Genomic DNA, 24,082 nt, shown 5'->3' on the forward strand with positions numbered 1-24,082 from the left:
GCGCCTAGGTCGCCGCTTTCGACTGGCGCATCAGGACATAGACCATCACGCCGAGCGCCGCGGTGCCGAGCAGCAGCAGGCCCCATAGCACCAGCGCGCGGCGGGATGCGCCGGTATCGCCGGCTCCTGCGGCAAGGGTGAACGCCTCGGCTGCAACCGCGACCGTGGCGAGCGGCAGGCTGTCCTCGGCACGCTCCGTATAGGACGGCATGAGCGTCGAGCGTGGCAGATAGGCGCTGGGAACGGCAGCCTGTCCGGCAGAGATGGTGAACGGCGCGGAGCCGGTGACCAGGACGATCACCTGCACCGGATCGAACTGCAGCTCGATGCCCGGCACCCCGGCAAAGCCGGCAGCCCGCGCATCGGCCTCGATCCGCACCTGCCGATAGCTGCCGCCGCTCAGCTCGATCGTGTCGTCGCCGCGACGCTTGCCGCCCGCCATCATCGAGTAGACGGTGCCCGAGCCCATCGGCGTCCACGACTGCTCGCGATCGTCGCGGCCCAGCACGCGCAGCGGCATGACGAAATTGTCGCCCACCGGCCTGACCTGCACAGCCGCGACCGGCGTCGCGAAAGGGACCTCGAAGGTCAGCGCATGGGCATCTTCCAGCGCCACGCCGGTCAGTCCGACACCGGCGCGCGGCGTTGCGAGGATGTTGCGCGCCGTGGTCAGGGTCGCGCCGCGCACCGCGATCGGCGACAGCGGTCGCGGGTTGGCGGTCCAGGTGACGCGCAGATACCGGTCGTGCAGGTCAACGGGGTCGAGCTTGATGGTCTCCGACCGGGCGGCGCGTGGATAGGCGCCGGTGCGGTACAGCACGATGTCTCCGACCGGCCACCAGGTCTTGAGGTCGGCGCTGCCCTCGACGACGAAGCTGATGGTCTGTTCCAGCGGCACGTCGGCGTCGAGCGTGATGCCGACGACCGGTGCCTCGATCCGCCTGGTGTCGAGCAAGGCGCCGAGTACGACGCTACCGGTTCCTGCCGCGCTGTCGACCTTGCCGTCGAGCTGAACGACGCGGGCTTCGCCGCGGTCGTCGACCTGCAGCGACACGCCGGTGACGTTGAGACGACCGGGCGCCCCGAGGATCGGCGACGCTTTCACGACGATCGATTGCTGCTCGGTGCGCAGGCGCGAGATCGGGTCGGAGATCGCCATCGGCAGTGCCTGGCCCTGGGCGTTGAACACCCGCAGGTCGGTGTGATCGGCGGTGCGCAGCCGGGCCAGCACCTGCGGCGGCAGCAGGATGCGCTGCAGTGGCGCGCCGGGTGCGACGGTCACCGGCAGGCGTACGGCATAGGCTGCCGGATCGTTGGCGTCGGGCGCCGCCATCGCAGTCGCCAGCATGGCACTTGCGATCAGGCATAGCCGGATCAGCCTCATGCCGGCACCGGTCCGGGCACGGCTTCGACGGCCTTTGGCGGCAGCGGGGCGAAATAGCCGACGACCAGCATCAGCAGTCCGACGACGATGAAGGTGACGATACGCTCCCCGCCGCCCGCGTTGGACTGGTCGACCAGCAGCAGCTTGGCGACGACCAGCGCCAGCAGCGCCGCGCCGGTCAGCCACATCGACCGCTTCAGCCGCCGATGCGCGGTTACCATCAGGCCCAGCGCCAGCAGCGTCCACAGGATCGACAGGCCGGTCTCGACCGCGAAATTGCCGAGCAGCGCGTCCGGCGACCAGTCGACGCCGAGGTAATGATGCGCCGTCCGCAGCCACACCGTGTTGATGCCGATGAACGCCAGCCCGGCGAGTGGCGCCAGCGCGCGGCGGCCGTGGAGCCACATCGAGCCGCCGGGGGTCGGCACGGCGGCAACGACCGCGCGCCGCCAGATCATCAGTGTGCCGATTGCCAGCGCCAGCGTCAGGTCGATCGGGTTGAGCAGCGGAATATACGGCAGCGGCCTGGTGTTGCCCGACGCGAGCAGCGCCGTGACCAGCGCACCCAGGAAGACCAGCACCGCCAGCGGCAGGGCGGCGACCCAGAAGTAACCGACCGCATGCGGGTTCAACGGCCAGCGCCGCTTGCCCAGTGCATCGGCCCGGTTGGCACGCCCGGCCCAGCCCGCCAGCAGCATCAGCACCGCCACCGAGCTGACCAGCGCAACGACGCCGCCCCACGATGTCTTCCAAAGATATGCCTTGTCGATCCAGAACCACAGGCAGTCCGCCAGCATCAGCGTCAACAGCCAGACGCTGCCGACATGGGTGGCACGGAACAGGCCCGATACGGCGGCATCACCGGGATCGCGGTCGCCGAGGTACAGCAGGCGATAGTGGATGGCGATCGCCGCCAGCCAGATTATCCAGTCCGGTGTGCGGAGGACGTGGTCGGCATCGAACGCCTGCGCGACGAAGGTCAGCGCCAGAAGCGGCAGCGTCGCGCGGCCCGGCCATGTCGCCACCGACCAGGACGCACGCCGGCCGACGAACGCCGAGACCCAGGCGCTGACCGCAATGGCGAGCATGGTCAGGAGGCGCTGCAGCCCGATGTCGAATACCGGCTGTGCGGCCTTGCCGGCCTCGAAAGGCGGCGTATTGCGGTTGATCTCCAAGGTCAGGGTCAGGCACCAGAACAGGAAGCCGAACAGGAACATCGGCTTGGATAGCACCGCCTCCAATGCTGCATAGCCGGTTGCCCAACGCGAACCGCTGTGCGGCAGCGGCCGGCGTAGCCACCAGGCGATAGCCAGCGCGGGCAGGGTGACCAGCAATCCGCCGATGAACATCGGATTGGCCAGTGGCAAGGCGAAGACGCCGTCGCCGATCCGGCTGAAATAGACCAGCGCCGCGATCAGCTGGAGCAGCAGGCCGAAGGCGCGCGGCAACCAGCGCGCCTGTCGTGAGCCGACCCAGAAGGCGCCGGCCCCTTCCAGCGCCCAGACCGACGACGTCCATTGCGCGCCCAGCGCCAACGGCACCGCGAGCGTGACGAAGCCGACGCCGATCGCCAGCATGCACTCGGTCATCAAGCGGTACTTGCCGGCACCGCGCCGCATCAGCACGGCCGCCAACACGAGGTACAGAGCTCCGAAGCAAAGTGCCGAGAAGGCCGACCCGAATTCCAGATGGCGGACCAGCCCGGCCTGCAATCCGAAACCGGCCAGTGCAGGGCCGAACAGCAGCGTGCTGTCGACGACGTTGCTCGTCGTCCCGGGACGGGGCGGCGTGTTGCGTGCGTAAAGGATGGCGGCGGCCAGATAGATCAGCACGAAGCCGATCAGGAACGCCTGCGAGGTCGCATAGCTCGACGGCTCATAGCTCAGCACGCCCCACAGCGTCGCGAGGCCGAAGGTGAAGAAGAAGCCGGTGAGGTTGACGGCGCGCCACGACCGCGCCTGCGCGATGTACAGCACGGCGAGGCTGAGCAGCGTGAAATAGCCGAACAGCGCGACACTGCTGCCGCCACCATTGGACAGCAGGATCGGCACCGCGAAACCGCCGACGAACGACGTCACCGCCAGCGACTGCGAGTTCTGCAGCAGGGCCAGGGCGCAGCCGAGCGCGCAGACGACGACCATCAGCGCGAAGGCCGGCCACAGCGGCAGGATGGCGAACAGCTTGAACCCCGCGAAGATCGTCAGGTAGATTGTCGCGACGCCGGCCCCTTGCAGCGACAGCGCAAATGCCGGCTGCTGGTTGCGCCGGTTGAAGCCGACGACCAGCAATGCGGTGCCGATGGCGGCGATCAACGCCAGTCGCAATTCCGGCGGAAACAGCCCGGCGCTGGCCGCATAGCGCGCCAGGAACGTCAGGCCGATGAACAGGATGACCAGCCCGACACGGACGACCGTATTGCCACCGAGCAGCCAGTTCCTGGCGGCGTCGAAACCGACCTCGATGAAGTTCGGAGCGGCGGGTTCGGGTGCGGGCTCCGGCGCCGGCACGAAATCGGCCGCGATGCGCCGCAGTTCGGCACTGCGGTCTAGAATCGGGGCCTCGACGGGGAGTGGCGGCACGACCGGCGGTGCGACGCGGTCGCGAACCGCTAGATCGGAAGCGAATGCTGCATCGGTGGTCGACGGAAGGGGCACCGCGCCATTGGCTGGGAGGTTCGCGACCAACTCCCGGACTTCGGCCAGCAGCTTCTCGTTGCTTGCCGCGACCTGCGAGCGGACGGCGGAACGCAGCCACAAGCCGGCAAAGAACCCGACAAACCCCCCGACGAACAAGCCCGGCAGGTCATAGTCGCCGAATGCCAGGCCAAGCAGCGCGCCAACGGCGATAGCCCAAAGGATCATTCAATCGAGCCCCCCAGCCCGGGACCGCGAGGCGGCAGATACTCCAATACAGTTGCACGTGAGAAACGGCATTGGCAAGTTTGGCCGGTACGCCGGCTCAGTGGCCGGCGGCTGGCTTGCGGCTGGGAACAAAGTGCAGGGCCGCCACCACGATCGCGCCGACGACCAGCCCGACGATCCCCGCGCCGACCGCGCCGACCAGCCATTCCACCACGGCCCCCGCCGAGCCGGCGCTGCGTCCGGCCGCTACTGCAGCGTGATGGACGAACTCGGCTGGACCGTCGACGCCATATTCTTCCAGACCGTGCAGGATGATGCCGCCACCGACCCACAGCATCGCCGCCGTGCCGATCGCCGCGAGCAGCTTCAGGAACACCGGCATGCCGACCACCAAGCCCCGGCCGATACCGCGCAAGGGACCCGCGGCCCCGCCCTCGATCCGCGCCAACGCGACGCCGACGTCGTCGGCCTTCACGATCAACGCGACCGCGCCATAGACCGCGATGGTGATGCCGATGCCGACGACCGCCAGGACCACGGCGCGTGACAGCAGCCCGGTGTCGGCGACCTGCGCCAGGGTGATCGCCATGATCTCGCCCGACAGGATCAGGTCGGTGCGAATGGCCCCGGCGACCATCGTCTTCTCGATCGCGGCGGGATCGCGCTCCGGCCCGGCCTCGGTCGTGGCCTCGGCATGCGGAAACGCCTTTTCATACAGCTTCTCTGCGCCCTCGAAGCACAGGTAGGCGCCACCGGCCATCAGCAGCGGAGTGATCGCCCAGGGTGCGAAGGCGCTCAGCGCCAGCGCTGCCGGCAGCAGGTACAACAGCTTGTTGCGGAAACTGCCGAGCGCGATCTTGCCGACGATCGGCAGTTCGCGCGCCGGGCTGAAGCCGGTGACATAGCGCGGCGTCACCGCGGCATCGTCGATCACCACGCCGGCGGCCTTGGCGCTGGCCTTCGCGGTCAGTGCCGCCGTGTCGTCGAGCGACGCCGCCGCCACCTTGGCGATGGCGGCAATGTCGTCGAGCAGGGCGATCAGCCCGGTAGCCATTTGCGATCCTTAGAGCATGCGAGGGAGTTCTCGCCCTGCGTTACCGCGCTGAGGCCAGATCGCAAGCAGTTCCGGACGTTTAGCCTGCCCGCTTGCTCTCGTCCTTGGGCTCGTCGGTGTGGGGCAGCACGTCCGCTGTCGCTTCCGCCGCGGCAACGCCCGAGCCCTCGACGACCTGGAAGGTCCGGCCCTGGGCATGGATGGTGTGCGGCTGGCGATCGACCGCCGGCTCAGGCAGCTTGGCCTCGCTCGCATGACCGGGGTCGTTCGAGCCGGCAGCGGCGTTCGGGGCTGCACTGCCGTCGCTGCCCGCCTGGCCGCTGCCGTAGTATTTCATCTCGGTCTGGCCGCCATGCGTCTTTTCCCTGGCATCGTCGTCCGACTCTTCGGTGTGCGGATTGGGGTAGGCACCGCCGCCGGTCTCGCCGGGAGGAGCACGGCCATGCACGCCCTCGCCGGGGCCCTTTTCGGGAGCACCGGAGACGCCGTCGGGGGCGCCCTTATTCACGCCGTCGCCGTCGACCGGTACAGGTGTCTTGCCGCTCATCCGCACGTCCTTGTCTTGATCTGTGCACCGAACGGAACAGGGGTGGCGGTGTTCCTTTCGGGTGCACTTGTCGCGGCCTGAAATTTCTTCCATGTTCCGGCCATGAACCGCTCAAATCCGCGCCTCCTCGCCCTTCTGCTGCTCGCCTCGGCGATTCCTGCGACCGCGCAGGTCAACGCCGGCAACGATGCGCCGACCGCCAACCGGCCCTTCGTCGCGACGACCGTGGCGACGTTCAACATGCCGTGGAAGCTGGCCTTCCTGCCCGACCGGCGGATGCTGGTGACCGAGAAGCCGGGCCCGGTCTGGCTGGTCGGCACCGACGGCACCAAGACGCAGATCTCGGGCACGCCGGCGGTGTTCTACAAGGGCCAGGCGGGCATGCTCGGCGTCTTCGTGTCGCCGCACTTCAAGACCGACCAGAGCATCTACCTGACCTATTCGGAGCCCGGCACCGGCGGCTCCAGCCTCGCACTGGCGCGGGCGAAGCTGGTGACGGCTGCGGGCAGCGCCAAGCTCGACGGGCTGCAGGTGCTGTGGCGGCAAATGCCCAAGGGTGATGGCGGCCAGTTCGGCGCGGTCGTGGCGTTCGCGCCCGACGGCAAGAGCCTGTTTCTGTCGGTCGGCGAGCGCCAGCGCTTCACCCCGGCGCAGGACCCCAATTCCGAACTCGGCAAGATCCTCCACCTGACTCTCGACGGCAAGCCGGCGGGCAATTCGACGGCCACCGGTGCCGCGACCGTGCCGCTGTTCGCACCCCCCAAGAATACCGAGGCGGCGAAGACCGTGGTGCCGGAGATGGTCAAGCTCGACGCCCCCAACCTGACGCCTTCCGAAGTCTGGGCGACCGGGTTCCGCACCCCCTATGGCATGACCTTCTCGCCCAGCGGCAAGCTGTGGGAGGTCGAGCACGGCCCGCGCGGCGGCGACGAGCTCAACCTGATCGAGCGTGGCAAGAACTACGGCTGGCCGCTGGTATCGTACGGCAATAACTATGACGGCGTGCCGATCGCCAAGCCGGAGACGCGTCCCGACCTGGTCAAGCCGTTGATCTATTGGAACCCGGTGATCGCGCCGGGCGGGCTGACCTTCTACACCGGCAATCTGTTCCCGGCGTGGAAGGGCTCGGCGTTCATCGGCGGGCTGGCGAGCAAGACGCTCAACCGCATCGCTTTCGACGCCAAGGAGAACCCGAAGCCGGCCGAGCGTTGGGACATGGGCAAGCGCATCCGCGACGTCGAGAATGGTCCGGACGGCGCGCTGTGGCTGCTCGAGGACGAGGCCGACGGTCGCCTGCTGCGCCTGACGCCCGCCAAGCCCGGGGCCTAGTCTTCGTCCTTGAAGAAGCCCTTCAGGACTTCCTTGGCCAGCCGCGCGGGGCGCAGGGTGACGGCGTCGACGCAACACCAGCTCGACTTGACCTCGACCAGCACTTCCTCGCCGCGCTTGATCAGCGTCTCGTAGAACGCCCGCGCGCCCTGGACCCGCTCGAGCAGCAGCGTCGCGATGACGTCGTCCTTGAGGAACGCCGGCTTGCGGTAGGTGATCTCGTGCTTCAGCGCGACCCACAGGTGCGCGGCGACGGCCTCGGCGGGGGCGAACTGCTGCCAATGGCTGATCACCGCGTCCTGTACCCAGCTGAGATAGCGGACGTTGTTGACATGGCCCATGAAGTCGATGTCCTCCGGCGTGATGCCGATCGGATAGTCGTAGGGAACGCTGGTCGACGACACGGGGCAGCCTTTCGGGACGTAATCTGACTGGATTAAGCATGTCCACGGAATGCTTGCTAGACCGTGCGACGTTACATTCGAGTTACGAAGCCTGAGGCGGGCAGGGCGCAGCGGTTGACCGCTCGCGTCCCGGCGGGGCATCACTCCTCGGGCAACTCGAAGGAGCGTTCATGCCCGGACCACTCGACGGCCTCCGCATTATCGAGATGGCGGGCATCGGTCCGGGGCCGTTTGCCGGCATGATGCTGGCCGATCACGGTGCCGAGGTGGTGCGGATCGAGCGACCCGGCACCCGTGTCGATGCCCGCGATCCGCTGTTGCGCTCTCGCAAGGTCGTCGCGATCGACCTCAAGTCGACTGAGGGCATTGCCCTGGTGCGCGAACTCGTGCGCGGCGCCGACGGGCTGTTCGAAGGCTTTCGTCCGGGCGTCATGGAGCGCCTTGGCCTCGGGCCGGACGTGTTGCTCGGCGACAATCCGCGGCTGGTCTACGGGCGCATGACCGGCTGGGGCCAGACCGGGCCGTACGCGGCGGCGTCGGGCCACGACATCAACTACATCGCGCTGGCTGGGGCGCTGCATGCTTTCGGCCGGGCGGGCGAGAAGCCGACACCGCCGATCAACATGGTCGGCGATTTTGGCGGGGGCGGCATGATGCTGGCGTTCGGCATGGTCTCGGCGCTGTTTCACGCCGGGCGGACCGGGGCAGGGCAGGTCGTCGACGTCGCCATGACCGATGGTGCGGCGGTGCTGATGAGCATGATCTGGGGCTTTCGCGCCAATGGCATGTGGAGCGACGAGCGTGGCACGAACCTGCTCGATACCGCGGCGCACTTCTACGACACCTATGAGACCGCCGACGGCAAGTGGCTGTCGATCGGCTCGATCGAGCCGCAATTCTATGCCGAGCTGCGCCGTCTGGCCGGGCTGGCCGAGGATCGCGATTTCGACGCGCAGATGGACCGTGCTGCCTGGGGACCGCTCAAGGCGAAACTGACGGCGCTGTTCCTGACGCGTAGCCGCGACGACTGGTGCGCGCTGATGGAGATGACCGACGTCTGCTTCGCACCTGTGCTGAGCATGGCCGAAGCCCCTGCGCATCCGCATAACGTCGCGCGCGGCACCTTCGTCGAGGCCGGCGGCGTCACCCAGCCCGCGCCTGCACCGCGCTATTCGATCAGCAAGACGCGGGCGCCTGAGATGGCGGGCGCGGTCGACAGCGGCGGCGTGTTGGCCTCGTTGAGACTGGATGCGGGACGTATCGCAGTGCTGAAGTCCAGCGGCGTCGTGAAGTGAGAGCCCAGTCTCCAAACGCCGTCATCCCGGCGAAGGCCGGGACCCATCAAGCGGAATTTTGGGGTGATGGGTCCCGGCCTTCGCCGGGATGACGGTGTTTGGCGATTCGTCACCGACGACAACGTTCGGGAGGAGCACGCCCTCACCCGGCAGCTTCAACGCGTTCGCGCAACCCTCTTACACCGCGTCATCCCGGCGAAGGCCGGGACCCATCAAGCGACATTTTGGGGTGATGGGTCCCGGCCTGCGCGGGGATGACGGTGTTTGGGAATCCGTCTCTGACAAAGCCGCTAGCGAAGTGCATTACCCTGCCCGGCGGCTATGACGCATTTGTGCGCGCCTCTCACAGGATGACAATGTTTGAAATGATCGCGCTGATGATGAAGGCGTCGCTGCCGGCGCGAGTGTTGAGAATAGCCGCGCGCACCCCACATCCCGGCCACGCATGACCCTCACCCGCCGCACCCTCCTTGCTGCTGCCACTGCTATCGCCCTGATCCCCGCCGCTGCCGGGCAGGCGGCGACAACGCAGTTGCGCATCGTCGACGACCGAATCCACATGCCGGTCGTGGTCAACGGCGTCACCACGGAGGCGCTGCTCGACAGCGCCGCCGAGATGACCGTGCTCGACCTTGGTTTCGCCCGCCGGCTCAAGCTGGGTGGCGGGCGCTCGGTCACGGCGCGAGGCACGGGTTCGGCGACGACACTGGCGACGCTGGTCGGCGGAGTTCGGATGCGCGCCGCCGGCCTCGACTTGCGCCCCAGGAACGTCGCGGTGATCGACCTCGGCGACATTGCGCGGCGGCTGGAGGGGCGCATCGACGTCATTCTGGGGCGTGACCTGTTCGATGCGGCGCGGCTCTCGATCGACCTGAAGGCCGCGACGCTCAACACTGTCGCGCGCAGCCTGCCGCCGCCGGGCGTGCGCCTGCCGCTGGTCAGCCGGCGCGGTATCGAGACTATCCCGGTGACCATCGAGGGCCATGCTGCCGTCGCCGACTTCGACCTCGGCAATGGCGGACGGACGCTGGTCGGTGCCGGCTTCGCCGCGACGCACCGGCTGCTCGCTGACGGTCGCCCGACGACGCCGATCAACGGTGGCGGCATCGGCGGCGAGGTTCGCCAGACCATGCTGCCGCTCCGCACCCTCGACCTCGCCGGCAAGCGCTTCATCGACCAGCCCGCGGTTATCGACAGCAATCCCGATGCCAGCGATGCCAATATCGGCGTCGTGCTGCTGCGCCAGTTCGGCATCGTCACCGACTTCGCGCAGGGCTATATCTGGTTGGACCCGCGCCCTTGATGATGACCTATGCCAGCGACCCCGCCAGTGCGCGCGGTCGCCTCCATGCCGAAGCTGCCTCGGCGACACGCGACCCATTCCAGCGCGACCGCGACCGCATCGTCCACAGCGCTGCCTTCCGCCGCCTGCGCGACAAGACCCAGGTTTTCGTCGCTCCCGATGGCGACCATTTCCGCGTCCGCCTGACCCACAGCCTGGAGGTCGCGCAGATCGCTCGCACGCTGGCCCGGGCGCTCGGCCTCAACGAGGACCTGACCGAGGCTTGCGCACTGGCGCACGACCTCGGCCACCCACCGTTTGGGCATTCGGGCGAGGATGCGCTGCAGGCGGCGATGCTGCCCTATGGCGGCTTCGACCATAATGCCCAGACGGTGCGCGTGCTGACGCGGCTCGAGCACCGCTACCCGGCGTTCGACGGCCTCAACCTGACCTGGGAGACCGTCGAGGGGCTGGCCAAGCATAATGGCCCGGTAACCAATCCGCCCTGGGCGCTGCGGGAGATCGACGACGCCTGGCCGCTCGACCTTGGCTCATGGCCCGGGCTGGAGGCGCAGGTCGCGGCGCTGGCGGACGACATCGCGTATGACAATCACGACCTCGACGACGGGCTGAGGGCTGGGCTGTTCGCGATCGACGATCTGATGACGGTACCGCTGACCGCCGATTGCTGGGCGGCGGTGGTGGCGCGCTTCCCGAATGTCACCGAAAAGCGCCGGCTGGTGCCCGAACTGGTGCGCGAGCAGATCGGCCGGATGACCGTCGACCTGCTGGCGACGACGCGCGCGTTGATTGCCGATGCCGCTCCCGACTCAGTCGAGGATGTCCGCGCCGCCGGTCGCGCGCTGGCGGCCTTCTCCCCCGGCATGTCAACGCAGGAGGCGGCGCTGAAGCTGTTCCTGCGCACCCGCATGTACCGGCATCCGACGGTGACGCGCCTCCGCGACCCGTCGCAGCTGATCGTCGCGGGGCTGTTCGAGACCTTTCACGCCGACCCCGACCGGCTGCCCGACCGCTGGCGCGCCACGCTGCCCGAGGCCGAGCCCGATCGCGCCCGCCACATCGCCGACTTCATCGCCGGCATGACAGATCGCTACGCCATTCGTGAGTTCGAGCGGATCGTCGGCCCGTCGCCGCTGCCCGAGGGCATCAACTTCTGATGCGGTCGGTTTGGGGGCGCGCGGCCCGATCGCGCGGCCGGTGCATTGTAGCGCCATGACCGAACCTGCCACCGCCCCGTCGCCGCTCAGCATCCCGATCTTTCGCGCCGTCTGGCTGGCGGCGATGGCGTCCAATTTCGGCGGGCTGATCCAGTCGGTCGGCGCATCGTGGACAATGGCGTCGCTGGCCGGGTCGCCGCAACTGGTGGCGCTGGTCCAGGCTTCGACGACGCTGCCGATCATGCTGTTGTCGCTGCTCGCCGGCGCGGTCGCCGACAATCTCGACCGGCGCAAGGTCATGCTGGCGGCGCAGTTGTTCATGCTGCTGGTCTCCGCGACGCTGTCGGTGTTCGCCTAGCAGGGCATATTGACCCCGATGATGCTGCTCGGCTTCACCTTCCTGATCGGCTGCGGCACGGCGTTCAACGGCCCGGCTTGGCAGGCCTCGGTCGGCGAGATGGTGCCGCGGCCGGCATTGGCCGGAGCCGTCGCGCTTAATTCGATGGGCTTCAACATCGCGCGCAGCGTCGGCCCGGCAGTCGGTGGCGCGATCGTCGCAGCGGCGGGCGCGGCAGCGGCTTTTGCGGTCAATGCGGTCAGCTATCTTGGCCTGATCACCGTGCTGGCACGCTGGCAGTCGGTGCGGCCGCCACGGACCCTGCCCGCTGAGCCGCTGCTGCAGGCGATGGGCTCGGGTATCCGCTATGTTGCGATGTCACCAAACCTGCGCGTCGTGCTGCTGCGGGCGCTGGTGTTCGGGCTGGCGGCGGCGGCGGTCCCGGCGCTGATGCCGCTGGTGGCGCGCAACCTGATGCACGGCGGCCCGCTGACCTATGGCGCGCTGCTCGGCGCATTCGGCATCGGCGCAGTCGGCGGGGCGTTCGCCAGCAGCCGGTTGCGCGAGCGGCTGTCGAGCGAAGGCGTCGTCCGGGTCGCCTCGCTGGCGCTGGCGATCGGCGCGGCGGTCGCGGGGTTGAGCCGGTCGCTGCCGCTGACCCTGCCGGCGCTGTTCGTCGCGGGCGGCGGCTGGGTGCTGGCACTGTCGACCTTCAACGTCACGGTCCAGCTGGCGACGCCGCGATGGGTCGTGGCGCGCGCGCTCTCGCTGTACCAGATGGCGGCGTTCGGCGGCATGGCGGCGGGCAGCTGGATGTTCGGCGTACTGGCCGAGGACCACGGGGTCGCCGAGGCGCTGCTGGTCGCCGCCGCGGTGCAGGCGGTCGGCGTGCTGCTCGGGCTGGTCATGCCGCTGGCGCAGGCCGAGACGCTGGACCTCGATGCACTGGGACGCTGGCACGAGCCGGTCACCGACGTGCCGGTCGAACCTCGCAGCGGACCGATTGTCGTCACGATCGAGTATGACATCGATGAAGCCGACATTCTGGCCTTCCTGGCGGCGATGAACGAGCGGGGCCGCATCCGCCGCCGCGACGGCGCGCACAACTGGACGCTGTTGCGCGACCTTGGCGACCATCGGCTGTGGATCGAGCGCTATCACGTCGCCACCTGGATCGACTATGTCCGGCATAACGAGCGCCGCACCCGCGCCGATGCTGCCTCCTTCGACACCATTCGCAGTCTGCACCGCGGCCCGGAGGCACCACGCGTCCACCGCATGATCGAGCGCCAGACCAGCGCGCTGCCGCTCGTCCGCAGCCCTGGCGCGCGCGAGCTGGCCGCGCCGATGACCGACCCCAGCCAGTCGAGCTAGAACGGCTTGGTCAACCTGAGCATCAGGCGATTGCTACTGACACCGCCGGCCAGCGCATGGGTCTCGCCCTCGACGCTGAGATTGCCGTCGCCGAGGACACCGATCCGCGCCACCGGCGGCCTGATCTCGTAAGCGCCGGGCGGCAGGGGGCGCAGCCGATACTTCTCGTCCTCGTGACGGCTGCCGCAGACCACGATCTCCTCGCTCGTACCGGTCTTGCACGGCGCCTGGGGATCGACGGCGTGCAGGTCGAACCCCATTCCGGGGAGCGCCGCCTGCAGCATCAGCACTGCCACCATCGACATCCGCACACTCCTCGCGCCGCCGGACGATCTGGCCAGCCGAAAGCGTCGAATTCAAGGCGTTGGATCGGCCGGTCGCGGCATGCGCTTGCCCTTGGTCCGGCTGGTCAGGTGGAACTGCCCGCAGCGGTCGCAGCGATAGGAGCGCAGCGCGACATCGGCGCGTCCGGCAACGAGTAGCGCCGCGTTTTCGGACACGAAGCGAGTCTTCCGCAGGCAGACGCTCAGCTTGGTGCGCATGTCGCGAGCCTAGTGTCCGGAGCCGCCAGCCGCCAGCCGCCAGCCGCGACGGCGGTCGAGGTGTCGTCCGCGCGGCCAGGTTGGTCAGCAACGGTGGCTAAATCGTCGATGTTGAGCTGTCACCACAAGACGCCCCGTTCAGGGGCCAGAGGCTCGGGCGGCGTATCACCGATCCCCTGGAGCAGGTCGATCTCGATCGTCCGGCACATCGCGCTCATCGGCACGTCGTGCACCGTGTTCGCGAACGGGTCGACCAGGTCGTCGCCGACACGCAGCGCCGCGAGGAACATCAGCCCCGCCACCGTCGAGCCAAGTGGCGTCGCGATGCCCAGCGTCTCGACCAGGCTGATCGGCAGGAGGATGCAGAACAGATGCGTGAAGATGGTTGGAAAGAACCGGTACTGGTTGGGTAGCGGCGTGTTCTTCAGTCGCTCCATGCCGCCTTGCGCGTTGGCGATATCGATCAGCACGCGCTCCATCTGCGCTTGCTGGATGGTGTCGATCCACCCTTTCTGCCTGGCGTCCTCGATGCGCCGGCTGGTACCGTCGAGCAGGCCATTGGCGGCATTCACCCGAGCCAACGCCGGCTCAGCCTCGCCTTCGGTCAGGAACCGCAACACTTTCTCATCGCGATCCTGCCGCCGAAGCTGGCAACGGAGCGCGTTCACATAAGCGATCTGGCGCAGGATAATCGACCGCTTGAGTTCGTGTGCGTCGGGATTGGAAAGGAAGCTGCGCGCCGCACGCGCCAGGCTGCGCGAGGAGTTGATCATCGATCCCCACAGCACTCGCCCCTCCCACCATCGCTGATAGGCGGAGTTGTCCCGAAAGCCCAAGAACAGGGCGAGAACCGAACCGAACAACGTCAGCGGCAAGGCCGGTGCATCGAAGCCCACGGTGAAATATGCGACCGTCACGAGGACATCCCAAACCGCCAAGGCCAGGAGAGGCCGCCACACCTCGCGGACGATATGGCTGACGCGTGGTATGCGGCTGACGATCATCTTCTATCCCATTGGCATAATGGTCATTAACGGATTTTCTGCGGTTCCGGGCAACGAGCTATGTTTGGCGAGGGCAAAAGCCAAGGCTCCGATACCCGGCACTGCCCACAACCATCCTGCGCGCAGAGAGTTTTAGTGGCCGAGGCTGGCTGGCAGGCGGGCAAGAGACGCGTTCCGCCTCGTGGTTCGGCAAAGCGTCCCTGCCGCGCGATGGAGCAATCGCGTGATTTCGCGGCGAACACCGCTTACAGGGGACGCAGCATATCGCAATGACAGGCCGACCGTTGACCACACTCTACCACCGCTACGCCGCCCATGTCGCCGACGCGCTCGCCGGGCTGGTGCGCGAGGGCGATCTGCCCGACGGCCTCGACATGCGCCACGTCACCGTCGAGCCGCCGCGCGATGCGACCCACGGCGACCTGGCGACCAACGCCGCGATGGTGCTGGCCAAGCCTGCCAAGGCCAATCCGCGGATGATCGCCACCGGCATCGCGCAATATCTGGCGCGCCTGCCCGAGGTCGCGGAGGCCGAGGTCGCCGGGCCGGGCTTCCTCAACATCCGCCTCAAGCCCGACGTGTGGCGCGCCGAGCTGGCGACGATCCTGTCGGACGGGCCCGACTATGGCCGTTCGACCGCCGGCGCCGGCATGGCGGTCAACGTCGAATATGTCTCCGCCAACCCGACCGGGCCGATGCACATGGGGCATTGCCGCGGCGCCGTGCTGGGCGATGCGCTGGCCGCGCTGCTGGCCTTTGCCGGCTATGGCGTGACGCGTGAATATTACATCAATGATGCCGGCAGCCAGGTCGATACGCTCGCCCGCTCGGCGCACCTGCGCTACCGCGAAGCCCTTGGCGCGACGATCGAAATTCCGGAAGGCTTCTACCCCGGCGATTACCTGATCCCGGTCGGCGAAGCGCTCAAGGCCGAGTTCGGCGACCGCTATTTCGATGCGCCCGAGGCGGAGTGGCTGCAGCTGTTCAAGGCGCGCGCCGTTGCCCTGATGATGGACCTGATCCGCGCCGATCTCGCGCTGCTCGGCATCCGGCAGGACGTGTTCTTCTCCGAGGCCGGCCTCGGCGATGCAGTCCAGCTGGCGCTCGACGACCTCAGCGCCAAGGGGCTGATCTACGAGGGCGTCCTCGAAGCACCGAAGGGTGACACCGCCGAGGATTGGGAGCCCCGTCCGCAGACGCTGTTCAAGGCGACGCAGTTCGGCGACGACACCGACCGCGCGCTGAAGAAGTCGGACGGCAGCTGGACCTATTTCGCCGGCGACGTGGCCTATCATTACGACAAGCTCAAGCGCGGCTTCGGCCAGTTGGTCGACCTGTTCGGCGCGGACCACGGCGGCTACGTCAAGCGCATGCAGGCGGCGGTCGCGGCACTGTCGGGGGGCACGGTCCCTCTCGACGTCAAGATCGTCCAGATGGTCCGCCTCTACCGCGCCGGGGAGCCGGTCAAGATGTCGAAGCGCAGCGGCTCGTTCGTGACGCTGGCCGATGTCGTGCGTGAAGTCGGCAAGGACGTCGTGCGCTTCATGATGCTGACTAAGCGCGCCGATTCGCAGCTCGATTTCGACTTCGCCAAGGTCGTCGAGCAGTCGCGCGACAACCCGGTGTTCTACGTCCAGTACGCGCACGCCCGCATCCACTCGATCCAGCGCCGCGCCGCCGAAGCCGGCATCGTGCTGCCCGCCGAGCCCGACCTGACGCGGCTCGACGACGAGGAGCTGGCGCTGATCAAGCTGTGCGCGCAGTGGCCGCGAACCGTCGAGGCGGCGGCAGCGACGCGCGAGCCGCACCGCATCGCCTTCTATCTCGGCGATCTCGCAGCGGCGTTTCATGCGGCGTGGAACCGCGGCAACGACGATGCCTCGCGGCGTTTCGTCGTCGCGGAGGATGCGGCGCTGACCGCGGCGCGGCTGGCGTTGGCGCGCGCCGTCGGGCAGGTTATCCGCAACGGCCTGGGCGTCATGGGCGTCGAGCCGGTCGAGGAACTGCACTGATGGCGCGCGGCCGCGAACCCGATTATGACGACGAGGAAGACGACCTGCCCTGGCTGGCCGAGGTCGAGGAGGAGCGCGGCGCCACCGTCGTGCCGCAGCGCCGACTGATCGCCGGTATCGCGATATTCCTGGGGCTGCTGGCGCTCATCGTCGGCGGACTCTACGCCCTCACCTCGCGGACGCGGGAGACCGGCAGCAGCGCCGGCAGTACGGTCTCGCCCGATGACGTGCCGCTGATCGCCGCCGATCCCGGCCCCTATAAAGTTCAGCCCGACGATCCCGGCGGCATGCAGGTCGATGGCGGTGGCCAGACCATGTACGCGGCCGGCGAAGGCCAGGATCCAGGCGGCGCGATCGATCCCAACGCGATGCCCGAGGACCCGATGGCGCGGCCGACGACTGCTGCGACCGGCCCCGTTGCGGGTGCGCCCGTCGACCTGCTGCCGCCCGCCGCCGGTGCCTCGGAGCAGGTGGTGATCCCACCGCCCGGCCAGCATGCCGTGCCTGCCAAGTCGGCCCCGGTCACCGCCGCGCCCGCCAAGGTTCCCCCGGTCACCGCTGCGCCGGTCAAGGTCGCGCCGGCGAGGATCGTGCCGCCGCAGCCGGTTACCGTGACCGCGCTGAAGCCGCTGCCCAAGCCCGCCGCGCCGGTCGCGCCGGTCAATGGCGCGCCACCACCAGCCAAGGTCGCATCCGGCAGTTCGGTGCTCCAGCTAGGCGCCTTCTCGACCAGCGCCAAGGCCGAGGCGGCGTGGAAGGACTATAGCAAGCGGTTCAGCTACCTGGCCGGGCTCGGCAAGAGCATCGTCAAGCTCGATCGCGACGGCACGACGCTGTACCGGCTGCGCGCCACCGGCGTCGCCGACCATGCCACCGCCGCCGACCTGTGCGCCCGCATGAAGGTCGCGGGCGAAGCCTGCCTGGTGGCCCAATGACCCCGCTGATCCTCGGCATGTCCGGCGAGGTGCTGACCGCCGACGAACGCGCGCTGTTCCAGGATTGTCGGCCCGCCGGCTATATCGTCTTCAAGCGCAACTGCATCGACCCGGCGCAGTTGCTGGCGCTGACCGACAGCCTGCGCGAGATCTCGGGCGAGCAGGTCACCATCTTCATCGACCAGGAAGGCGGCCGCGTCGCCCGGCTGCAGCCGCCGCACTGGCCGCTGTTCCCCGCCGCCGCGCGGTTCGGCGAGCTTTACGACCGCGCCCCGATCTCCGCTATCGAGGCCTGCCGGGTCAATGCGCTGGCGATAGCGCTGACCCTTCGCGCCGTCGGCATCAACGGCGATTGCCTGCCGCTGCTCGACGTTCCCCAGCCCGACGGTCACGGCATCATCGGTGACCGTGCCTTTGCCGACCAGCCGATGTGGATCTCGGCTCTCGGCAAGGCACAGCTCGACGGCCTGCGCGCCGGCGGGGTCTGCGGGGTGATGAAGCATATTCCCGGCCACGGCCGCGCCCGCGTCGACAGCCACCTCGACCTGCCCGTCGTCGACGCCACCGCTGCGGAACTGGAGGTCGACCTCGAGCCGTTCCGCACCCTCCGCGCTGCCGCCCCGATGGCGATGACCGCGCACGTCGTCTACACCGCTCTCGACCCTGAACGCTGTGCCACCCTGTCGCCCATCGTCATCGGCGAGACGATCCGGAAGGACATCGGTTTCGACGGCCTGCTGATGTCCGACGATCTCGGCATGAAGGCGCTGGGCGGAGATTTCGGCTCGCGGGCGCGGGATGCGCTGGCTGCCGATTGCGACATTGCGCTGCACTGTTCCGGCGACATGGCCGAGATGCGCGCCGTCGTCGATGCGGTCGGCCCGATCGGCGCGGAGGCTATCCGCCGGCTCGATGCCGCCATCGCCTGGGCAAGGCCGCCCGAGGACCGTCAGATCGCCGACCTGATCGCCAAGCGCGACGCCTTGCTGGCGCTGGCGTGACCGACGACGGCTGGGTGCCGCAGCAGGAGCTGCCCCGGCCGGACGTGCTGACCCTCGAACTCGATGGCTGGGAAGGACCGCTCGACCTGCTGCTCAACCTGGCGCGGGCGCAGAAGGTAGACCTGGCGAAGCTGTCGATCCTCAGCCTGGTCGACCAGTATCTCGCCTTCATCGCCGATGCCAAGGCGTTGCGGCTCGAACTGGCCGCCGATTACCTCGTAATGGCGGCGTGGCTGGCGTTTTTGAAGTCCGGCCTGCTGCTGCCGCCCGACCCGACGGCCGATCCCGATCCGCAGGACCTGGCGCTGCGCCTGCAATGGCGGCTGCAGCGGCTGGACGCGATGCGCGAAGCCGGGAGCCGGTTGATGGCCCGCGACCAACTCGATCGCGAGAGCTTTCGCCGCGTCGCGCCTGAGGGGCTGCGGTTCCAGATGCAGGCGCGGCACGAATGCTCGCTCTACGAACTACTCAGCGCCTATGGCGGCATTCGGGCGCGCGCCACGCAAGGCGTCTACGCCGTCCGCCGTCGCGCCGTCCTGGCGCTCGACGATGCGATCGAGCAGCTCTCCCAGCTGCTTGGGGTCGCGATCGACTGGACCGAACTGGCCGAGTTTCTGCCCACCGCCGACGACGAGGATTATCGTCGGTCGGCACTCGCCTCGACCTTCGTCGCCGCGCTGGAGCTGACCCGGCAGGGCAGGGTCGAGCTTTCGCAAGGGGACGCCTTTGGCCCGCTACTGCTGCGAGCGCGCCGGTGAGCGACCTGTCGCGGGAGTTGGAAGCGCTGTTGTTCGCTGCCGCCGCGCCGATGACGGTCGCCGAACTGGCGCGCTACCTGCCCGAGGAAGCCGACGTCGCCGGACTTCTGGCCGAACTCGCGGACAACTATTCGCCGCGTGGCATCGTGCTGGTCGAGCGCGGCGGGCGCTGGCTGTTCCAGACTGCGCCCGACCTTGCCCATGTCCTCGCCCCGACCCGCGAGCGGCCGGCCAAGCTGTCGCGCGCCGCCGTCGAGACGCTGGCGATCATCGCCTATCACGAACCCGTCACGCGTCCCGAGATCGAGGCGATCCGCGGCGTCGGCGTCTCGGGCGGCACTGTCGACGTGCTGATGGAGGCCGGCTGGGTTCGCCCTGCCGGACGCCGCGAGAGCCCGGGCCGACCCCTGCAATATGCGACGACGCCCGGCTTCCTGGTGCATTTCGGCCTCGCCAGCCGCCGCGACCTGCCGGGGCTGGCCGACCTCAAGGCGGCCGGGCTGCTCGCCGCCGAGATTCCCGGCGATGACAGCGGCGACGCAGATGCGTAGGAGGGCGCAATCCAGCGATCCTGCTCCTCGTCCCTGAAAGCCTGCCGCCCATGACCACCCATGACATTGACGTTCTCGCTATCGGCAATGCGCTGGTCGACGTCATCGCCATCGCCGAACCCGCGTTTCTCAGCGACAATTCCATCCCCAAGGGCTCGATGCGGCTGATCGGTGCCGATGATGCGGAGCGGCTGTACGCCCTGCTCGGCAGCACCCGCGAAGTCTCCGGCGGCTCCGCGGCCAACACCGTCGCGGGCATCGCCGCGATGGGCGGCAAGCCCAAGTTCGTCGGGCGCGTCGCCGCCGACCAGCTCGGCGAGGTCTTCGCCCATGACATCCGCGCCGCCGGCGTCGGGTTCGACACAGTGCCAATGGTCGACGGTCCGCCGACCGGGCGCTGCCTGATCGTGGTCACCCCGGACGGCGACCGCACGATGAGCACCTACCTCGGCGCCTGCCAGGAATTGAGCGAGGCGGACATCGACGCCGCCACCGTCCAGGCGTCGGCGGTCCTCTATCTCGAAGGCTATCTATGGGATCCGGCACTGCCGCGCGCCGCGATGCGCAAGGCCATCGCCATATCGCGTGAGGCTGGCCGCAAGGTCGCCTTCACGCTGTCGGACGTGTTCTGCGTCGAAGGCCACCGCGACGACTTCATCACGCTGCTCAACGGCCACGTCGACATCATGTTCGGCAACGAGAACGAGGTCTGCGCCCTGTACAAGACGCAAAACCTCGACGACGCCATGGCACAGTTGGCCAGCCATTCGACCATCGCGGTCGTGACGCGATCGGAGAAGGGCGCGGTCGTCCTCAACAAGGGCGAGCGTCACGTCGTGCCGTGCCATCCCGCAACCCAGGTGCTCGATACCACCGGGGCCGGCGACCTGTTTGCCGCCGGCTTCCTGAGCGGCTTCGTCGCGGGCCGCAGCCTGCCCGATTGCGCCCGCCAAGGCACCATCGCCGCCGCCGAGATCATCGCCCATTACGGCGCCCGGCCAGAGCGCGACCTGCGCGCCCTCGTCGCTGCAACGATCGGCTAGCGGCTGCTGCAGCGCCGGGGCATCGGCCCCGGCGCCGTCATGCTGCCGTCAGGCCTGACGACCGCCGGGTGTCGGAGCACTCGGCATCGGTGCGACGCCGACTGGCGGGATACCCATATCGTCTTCGTGCGCCTCGTTGATGCCGCGCGCGACGTTGGAGCGGGTGCGGCCGTAGAGATAATAGAACACCAGCCCGATCGCCGCCCAGCCGAAGAACACCAGCTGGGCGGTCGTCGACAGGAACAGGAACAGCAGGACGCAGCCTGCCGCCGCCAAGGGGGCGACGACCCAGACGGCCGGTGTACGGAAGGAGCGCCTGCGGTCCGGGTTCGTCCGGCGCAGCGCCATGATCGCCAGCGCGACGAAGAAGAAGGCGCACAGCGTACCGCCGTTGGAGACGCTGGCCAGTGCGCCGACCGGGAAGAACGCCGCCGCGACAGTGACGCCGATGCCGGTGACGATGGTGACGACATGCGGCGTCTTGAAGCGCGGGTGAACCTTGGCCAGCGAGGTCGGCAGCAGGCCGTCGCGCGACATCACGAAAAAGATGCGCGTCTGGGCGTACATCATCATCAGCACGACCGACGGTAGGGCGAAGCCGGCAGCGAGGCCGAGCATGTTGCCGATCGCCGGATGGCCGATCGAGCGCAGGACGTGGGCGAGAGCCTCCTTGGAGCAGACCAGCAGGACGTTGCCGTCGAGGTTGCACTGGGCGACCAGCGCCGGCGAGCCCGGGATCAGGCCGTTGCCGGCTGCGTCGAGGACCGGCTGGGCGCCGAAGCTGCCGATCGCGCCGGCACCGACGAGCAGGTAGAAGATCGTGCAGATGATCAGGCTGCCGATCAGGCCGATCGGCACGTTGCGCTGCGGGTTCTTGGTCTCCTCGGCGGCGGTCGAGACCGCGTCGAAGCCGACGAAGGCGAAGAAGATGATCGAGGCGGCGCTGATGATGCCGCCGGTGCCAAGCGGCGCGAAGGGAATGAAGTTCTTCGACTGGATGGCGGGCACGCTGAGTACGATGAAGGCGGTCAGCGCCAGGATCTTGACGACGACCAGCACCGAGTTGACCGTGGCGCTCTCCTTGGTGCCGACGACCAGCAAGGCGGTGACCGCCATCGAGATCACCACGGCGGGCAGGTTGATCAACCCGCCGGTATTCATCGCGACCTGCAATTCAGGGGTCATCGGGTAGAACAACAGGGTCATGCGGGCGATGATGCCGTCGCCGTTGGCGATGACGCTGGGGATATGGATTCCGGCCAGGTTCTCCAGCACGCCGACCGCATAGCCCGACCAGCCGACCGCGACGGCAGACGCTGCGACCGCGTATTCCAGGACCAGCGCCCAGCCGACGACCCAGGCCAGGATCTCGCCGAAGGTCGCATAGCTGTAGGTGTAGGCGGAGCCGGCGACCGGGACCATCGAGGCGAGCTCGGCGTAGCACAGCGCCGCCAGGCCACAGACCGCTGCTGACAACACGAAGCTGAGCAGCATGCCGGGACCCGCGACCTGCGCCGCCTCGGCGGTCAGCACGAAGATGCCGGTGCCGATAATGCCGCCGATGCCGAGCATGGTCAGCTGAAAGGCACCAAGGCTTCGGTGGAGCGACTTTTTCTCGGCTGTCGCAAGGATCGCGTCGAGAGACTTAACACGCCAGTTCATGAATTTCCCCTCAAACGGCGAACCCGGTTACCAGTGTCCCGCCGCGACGAATTGCTGGGCGTACCGTGGCGTGAGCCACCGGCAGCGGTCAAGTGCAAAGCTTTAGGCAGTTTACGCGGTCGGGCCTCGGCACCCAGGCGCGACATCAGGATCGCGGCGCGCTTGGCCTGCACCGCGATGCTGGTCAGGTCGACCGTTTCGCCGGGCGCATGATCGCCGGTGCTGGCCGTGCCAAGGCCGACAAGACCGTCGACGTCGCGCGCGACGAAGGCGATGTCACCGGCGCCGCGCTTGAGCGGATCGAGCTCGGGCATCTCCGGCAGGCCGATGTCGCGGTTGACCAGGTTGAGCCGGGCCAGCAGCGCGCGGCCGCCGGCGGTCGGGGCCATCGGCGGATAGCCCTCATCGAAGGTGATGGTGGCGCTGGTCAGCGGCGCCGACTTGCTGACGATGGCCTGCATCCTGGCCCGCACCCGCGCGGTCTGCTCGTCCGACAGCGTGCGGAAGTCGCCGCGGGCAATGGCAATGGCCGGGATGATATTGGTCTTGCCCGTCGCCGTCATGCGGGTCTTGTCGCCGTCCAGGCTCGCGGCCGCGCCACCGGCGACCAGCCCGACATTGAAGGTCAGGTTCGGCTCCGGCAGCTCCGTCCGGAAGGCGGCGATGATGCGTGCCAGCTCGTAGATCGCGCCGTCGCCGTACTCGGGATTAAAGATCAGGCTGGAATGGCCGGTCTTGCCGGTGGTGCGGACTTCCCAGCTGTTCGACGAGCGCCGGGCGATCGAGCCCATGTCCTTGCCGCCCTCGCGGAACAGTCCTTCGAAGTCGAGCGCGGCGTCGGCGCGCTTGCCCGCCGCGACCAGATCGGCACGAGCGACTTCGACCGGGTCGCCGGTGCTCTCCTCGTCGCCGCTCAGCACGATCTCGATGTTGGCGCCCGCTAGGGTGCCGGCCACCTGCATGGCGCGCAGGGCGGCGACCATCACCACCATGCCGCCCTTGTCGTCGCCGCTGCCCGGTCCGGTCGCCTTGTCGCCGCTGCGCACGAACTTCTGGAAAGGCGAGTCCGGCTCGAACACGGTGTCGAGATGGCCGATCAGCAGCAGGCGCTTGCCGCCCGGCTTGCCCTTGTGCGTCGCGATGATGTGCCCGGCGCGCTTGGTCTGCGGCAATGGCTTCCACACCACGTCGAAGCCGAGGGGCTTCAGCTCGGCAGTCATCATCTCGCCGACCTTGGTGACGCCGGCCAGGTTCATCGTACCGCTGTTCTGGTCGACCAATCGCTGCAGCAGGGCGATGGAGCGCGGCTGGTCGGCGTCGACGCTGGCCATCATGCGGGTTTCTGCCGGGGTCAGCGCCGCCGTCGCCGGGACCGCCGCGACCAGGGCCATCAGTACCAGCAGCTTCATGCGTCTTGCTCCATGACCGGGACCGGCCTCGCGCCTGGCTCGACCAGTTCGAGACGACGGCAATCGAAATCGGCACCACGCGCAGCGACGACGGCGGCAGTGACCTGCATTCCAACGATC

General features: G+C 68.4%; 20 protein-coding genes and 1 pseudogene. 11 read left to right on the plus strand and 10 right to left on the minus strand.

Annotated elements, in window-relative coordinates; translation table 11 throughout:
• Nucleotides 1–4 precede the first annotated feature (4 nt).
• The 4 genes from ACOFKW_RS08575 to ACOFKW_RS08590 form a co-directional block, all read right to left on the minus strand.
• Entirely contained in the window at nt 5–1,384 is a 1,380-nt protein-coding gene (locus ACOFKW_RS08575) for a DUF3999 family protein (protein ID WP_419813737.1), read from the minus strand.
• Nucleotides 1,381–4,245 carry a DUF2339 domain-containing protein gene (locus tag ACOFKW_RS08580; RefSeq protein ID WP_419813738.1) on the minus strand — a complete coding sequence of 955 codons (2,865 nt, stop codon included), beginning with the start codon at nt 4,243–4,245 and terminating at the stop codon, nt 1,381–1,383. The genes ACOFKW_RS08575 and ACOFKW_RS08580 overlap by 4 nt, the downstream gene beginning before the upstream one ends.
• Before the next feature lie 97 nt (nt 4,246–4,342).
• Nucleotides 4,343–5,299 carry a DUF808 domain-containing protein gene (locus ACOFKW_RS08585; RefSeq protein WP_419813739.1) on the minus strand — a complete coding sequence of 319 codons (957 nt, stop codon included), beginning with the start codon at nt 5,297–5,299 and terminating at the stop codon, nt 4,343–4,345.
• Between the two features lie 79 nt (nt 5,300–5,378).
• Nucleotides 5,379–5,846, minus strand: a complete 468-nt coding sequence (locus ACOFKW_RS08590) for a hypothetical protein (RefSeq protein ID WP_419813740.1) — start codon at nt 5,844–5,846, stop codon at nt 5,379–5,381.
• Between the two features lie 102 nt (nt 5,847–5,948).
• Here ACOFKW_RS08590 and ACOFKW_RS08595 point away from each other — a divergent pair, with 102 nt between their 5' ends.
• Entirely contained in the window at nt 5,949–7,175 is a 1,227-nt protein-coding gene (locus tag ACOFKW_RS08595) for a PQQ-dependent sugar dehydrogenase (RefSeq protein ID WP_419813741.1), read from the plus strand.
• On the opposite strand, the gene ACOFKW_RS08600 is transcribed toward ACOFKW_RS08595, so the two are convergent.
• A complete protein-coding gene (locus ACOFKW_RS08600; RefSeq protein WP_419813742.1) occupies nt 7,172–7,579 on the minus strand; it encodes an acyl-CoA thioesterase in 408 nt (135 codons plus the stop codon). The two genes, ACOFKW_RS08595 and ACOFKW_RS08600, sit on opposite strands and share 4 nt — an antisense overlap.
• A 170-nt stretch (nt 7,580–7,749) precedes the next feature.
• Here ACOFKW_RS08600 and ACOFKW_RS08605 point away from each other — a divergent pair, with 170 nt between their 5' ends.
• The 4 genes and pseudogenes from ACOFKW_RS08605 (at nt 7,750) to ACOFKW_RS08620 (ending at nt 13,045) form a co-directional block, all read left to right on the plus strand.
• On the plus strand, nt 7,750–8,874 hold the full coding sequence (locus ACOFKW_RS08605) for a CaiB/BaiF CoA transferase family protein (protein ID WP_419813743.1): 1,125 nt from the start codon (nt 7,750–7,752) through the stop codon (nt 8,872–8,874).
• 445 nt (nt 8,875–9,319) lie between these two features.
• Nucleotides 9,320–10,177: a retropepsin-like aspartic protease gene (locus tag ACOFKW_RS08610; protein WP_419813744.1), complete on the plus strand. Its 858-nt coding sequence runs from the start codon at nt 9,320–9,322 to the stop codon at nt 10,175–10,177.
• Nucleotides 10,177–11,334 carry a deoxyguanosinetriphosphate triphosphohydrolase gene (locus tag ACOFKW_RS08615; RefSeq protein WP_419816913.1) on the plus strand — a complete coding sequence of 386 codons (1,158 nt, stop codon included), beginning with the start codon at nt 10,177–10,179 and terminating at the stop codon, nt 11,332–11,334. Before ACOFKW_RS08610 ends, ACOFKW_RS08615 begins: the two co-directional genes overlap by 1 nt.
• 55 nt (nt 11,335–11,389) lie before the next feature.
• Nucleotides 11,390–13,045 (plus strand): annotated as a pseudogene (locus tag ACOFKW_RS08620) (MFS transporter).
• On the opposite strand, the gene ACOFKW_RS08625 reads toward ACOFKW_RS08620, so the two are convergent.
• From ACOFKW_RS08625 to ACOFKW_RS08635, 3 genes are all read right to left on the minus strand, one after another.
• Nucleotides 13,042–13,350 (minus strand): hypothetical protein, encoded by a 309-nt coding sequence (locus tag ACOFKW_RS08625; protein WP_419813745.1) that lies wholly within the window; start codon nt 13,348–13,350, stop codon nt 13,042–13,044. The pseudogene ACOFKW_RS08620 and the gene ACOFKW_RS08625 sit on opposite strands and share 4 nt — an antisense overlap.
• A gap of 51 nt (nt 13,351–13,401) precedes the next feature.
• Entirely contained in the window at nt 13,402–13,587 is a 186-nt protein-coding gene (locus ACOFKW_RS08630; RefSeq protein ID WP_419813746.1) for a hypothetical protein, read from the minus strand.
• A 119-nt stretch (nt 13,588–13,706) separates the two neighbouring features.
• On the minus strand, nt 13,707–14,591 hold the full coding sequence (locus tag ACOFKW_RS08635; protein ID WP_419813747.1) for a bestrophin family protein: 885 nt from the start codon (nt 14,589–14,591) through the stop codon (nt 13,707–13,709).
• A gap of 284 nt (nt 14,592–14,875) precedes the next feature.
• Between ACOFKW_RS08635 and argS the strand changes: the two genes are divergently transcribed.
• The 6 genes from argS to ACOFKW_RS08665 are packed head-to-tail and all read left to right on the plus strand — an operon-like array spanning nt 14,876 to nt 20,891.
• Entirely contained in the window at nt 14,876–16,603 is a 1,728-nt protein-coding gene (argS, locus tag ACOFKW_RS08640) for an arginine--tRNA ligase (RefSeq protein ID WP_419813748.1), read from the plus strand.
• Nucleotides 16,603–17,538, plus strand: coding sequence for an SPOR domain-containing protein (locus tag ACOFKW_RS08645; protein ID WP_419813749.1), 936 nt, complete (start codon nt 16,603–16,605; stop codon nt 17,536–17,538). Before argS ends, ACOFKW_RS08645 begins: the two co-directional genes overlap by 1 nt.
• Nucleotides 17,535–18,539 carry a beta-N-acetylhexosaminidase gene (nagZ, locus tag ACOFKW_RS08650; RefSeq protein WP_419813750.1) on the plus strand — a complete coding sequence of 335 codons (1,005 nt, stop codon included), beginning with the start codon at nt 17,535–17,537 and terminating at the stop codon, nt 18,537–18,539. Before ACOFKW_RS08645 ends, nagZ begins: the two co-directional genes overlap by 4 nt.
• The gene (locus ACOFKW_RS08655; protein ID WP_419813751.1) at nt 18,536–19,297 is read left to right on the plus strand and encodes a segregation and condensation protein A; all 762 of its coding nucleotides are present in this window, start codon (nt 18,536–18,538) and stop codon (nt 19,295–19,297) included. Before nagZ ends, ACOFKW_RS08655 begins: the two co-directional genes overlap by 4 nt.
• Before the next feature lie 50 nt (nt 19,298–19,347).
• Nucleotides 19,348–19,848, plus strand: a complete 501-nt coding sequence (scpB, locus tag ACOFKW_RS08660) for an SMC-Scp complex subunit ScpB (protein WP_419816914.1) — start codon at nt 19,348–19,350, stop codon at nt 19,846–19,848.
• Nucleotides 19,849–19,898: 50 nt separating this feature from the next.
• The gene (locus tag ACOFKW_RS08665; RefSeq protein ID WP_419813752.1) at nt 19,899–20,891 is read left to right on the plus strand and encodes an adenosine kinase; all 993 of its coding nucleotides are present in this window, start codon (nt 19,899–19,901) and stop codon (nt 20,889–20,891) included.
• A gap of 48 nt (nt 20,892–20,939) precedes the next feature.
• Here ACOFKW_RS08665 and ACOFKW_RS08670 read toward each other — a convergent pair whose 3' ends face one another.
• Nucleotides 20,940–22,553, minus strand: a complete 1,614-nt coding sequence (locus ACOFKW_RS08670; RefSeq protein WP_419813753.1) for an amino acid permease — start codon at nt 22,551–22,553, stop codon at nt 20,940–20,942.
• The gene (locus tag ACOFKW_RS08675; RefSeq protein WP_419813754.1) at nt 22,550–23,962 is read right to left on the minus strand and encodes a M20/M25/M40 family metallo-hydrolase; all 1,413 of its coding nucleotides are present in this window, start codon (nt 23,960–23,962) and stop codon (nt 22,550–22,552) included. The genes ACOFKW_RS08670 and ACOFKW_RS08675 overlap by 4 nt, the downstream gene beginning before the upstream one ends.
• Nucleotides 23,963–24,082: the final 120 nt, after the last annotated feature.

This window comes from Glacieibacterium sp. (assembly GCF_965200405.1).
Lineage (GTDB): Bacteria > Pseudomonadota > Alphaproteobacteria > Sphingomonadales > Sphingomonadaceae > Glacieibacterium.

Bases quoted from the DNA above. Each gene is read 5' to 3' on its own strand.
- ACOFKW_RS08615 (WP_419816913.1), top strand. From the start codon at position 10,177: ATGATGACCTATGCCAGCGACCCCGCCAGTGCGCGCGGTCGCCTCCAT.
- ACOFKW_RS08585 (WP_419813739.1), bottom strand. From the start codon at position 5,299: ATGGCTACCGGGCTGATCGCCCTGCTCGACGACATTGCCGCCATCGCC.
- ACOFKW_RS08675 (WP_419813754.1), bottom strand. From the start codon at position 23,962: ATGAAGCTGCTGGTACTGATGGCCCTGGTCGCGGCGGTCCCGGCGACG.
- ACOFKW_RS08610 (WP_419813744.1), top strand. From the start codon at position 9,320: ATGACCCTCACCCGCCGCACCCTCCTTGCTGCTGCCACTGCTATCGCC.
- ACOFKW_RS08580 (WP_419813738.1), bottom strand. From the start codon at position 4,245: ATGATCCTTTGGGCTATCGCCGTTGGCGCGCTGCTTGGCCTGGCATTC.
- ACOFKW_RS08575 (WP_419813737.1), bottom strand. From the start codon at position 1,384: ATGAGGCTGATCCGGCTATGCCTGATCGCAAGTGCCATGCTGGCGACT.
- ACOFKW_RS08670 (WP_419813753.1), bottom strand. From the start codon at position 22,553: ATGAACTGGCGTGTTAAGTCTCTCGACGCGATCCTTGCGACAGCCGAG.
- ACOFKW_RS08645 (WP_419813749.1), top strand. From the start codon at position 16,603: ATGGCGCGCGGCCGCGAACCCGATTATGACGACGAGGAAGACGACCTG.
- ACOFKW_RS08665 (WP_419813752.1), top strand. From the start codon at position 19,899: ATGACCACCCATGACATTGACGTTCTCGCTATCGGCAATGCGCTGGTC.
- ACOFKW_RS08635 (WP_419813747.1), bottom strand. From the start codon at position 14,591: ATGATCGTCAGCCGCATACCACGCGTCAGCCATATCGTCCGCGAGGTG.
- scpB (WP_419816914.1), top strand. From the start codon at position 19,348: ATGACGGTCGCCGAACTGGCGCGCTACCTGCCCGAGGAAGCCGACGTC.
- nagZ (WP_419813750.1), top strand. From the start codon at position 17,535: ATGACCCCGCTGATCCTCGGCATGTCCGGCGAGGTGCTGACCGCCGAC.
- ACOFKW_RS08590 (WP_419813740.1), bottom strand. From the start codon at position 5,846: ATGAGCGGCAAGACACCTGTACCGGTCGACGGCGACGGCGTGAATAAG.
- ACOFKW_RS08605 (WP_419813743.1), top strand. From the start codon at position 7,750: ATGCCCGGACCACTCGACGGCCTCCGCATTATCGAGATGGCGGGCATC.
- ACOFKW_RS08595 (WP_419813741.1), top strand. From the start codon at position 5,949: ATGAACCGCTCAAATCCGCGCCTCCTCGCCCTTCTGCTGCTCGCCTCG.
- ACOFKW_RS08630 (WP_419813746.1), bottom strand. From the start codon at position 13,587: ATGCGCACCAAGCTGAGCGTCTGCCTGCGGAAGACTCGCTTCGTGTCC.
- ACOFKW_RS08625 (WP_419813745.1), bottom strand. From the start codon at position 13,350: ATGTCGATGGTGGCAGTGCTGATGCTGCAGGCGGCGCTCCCCGGAATG.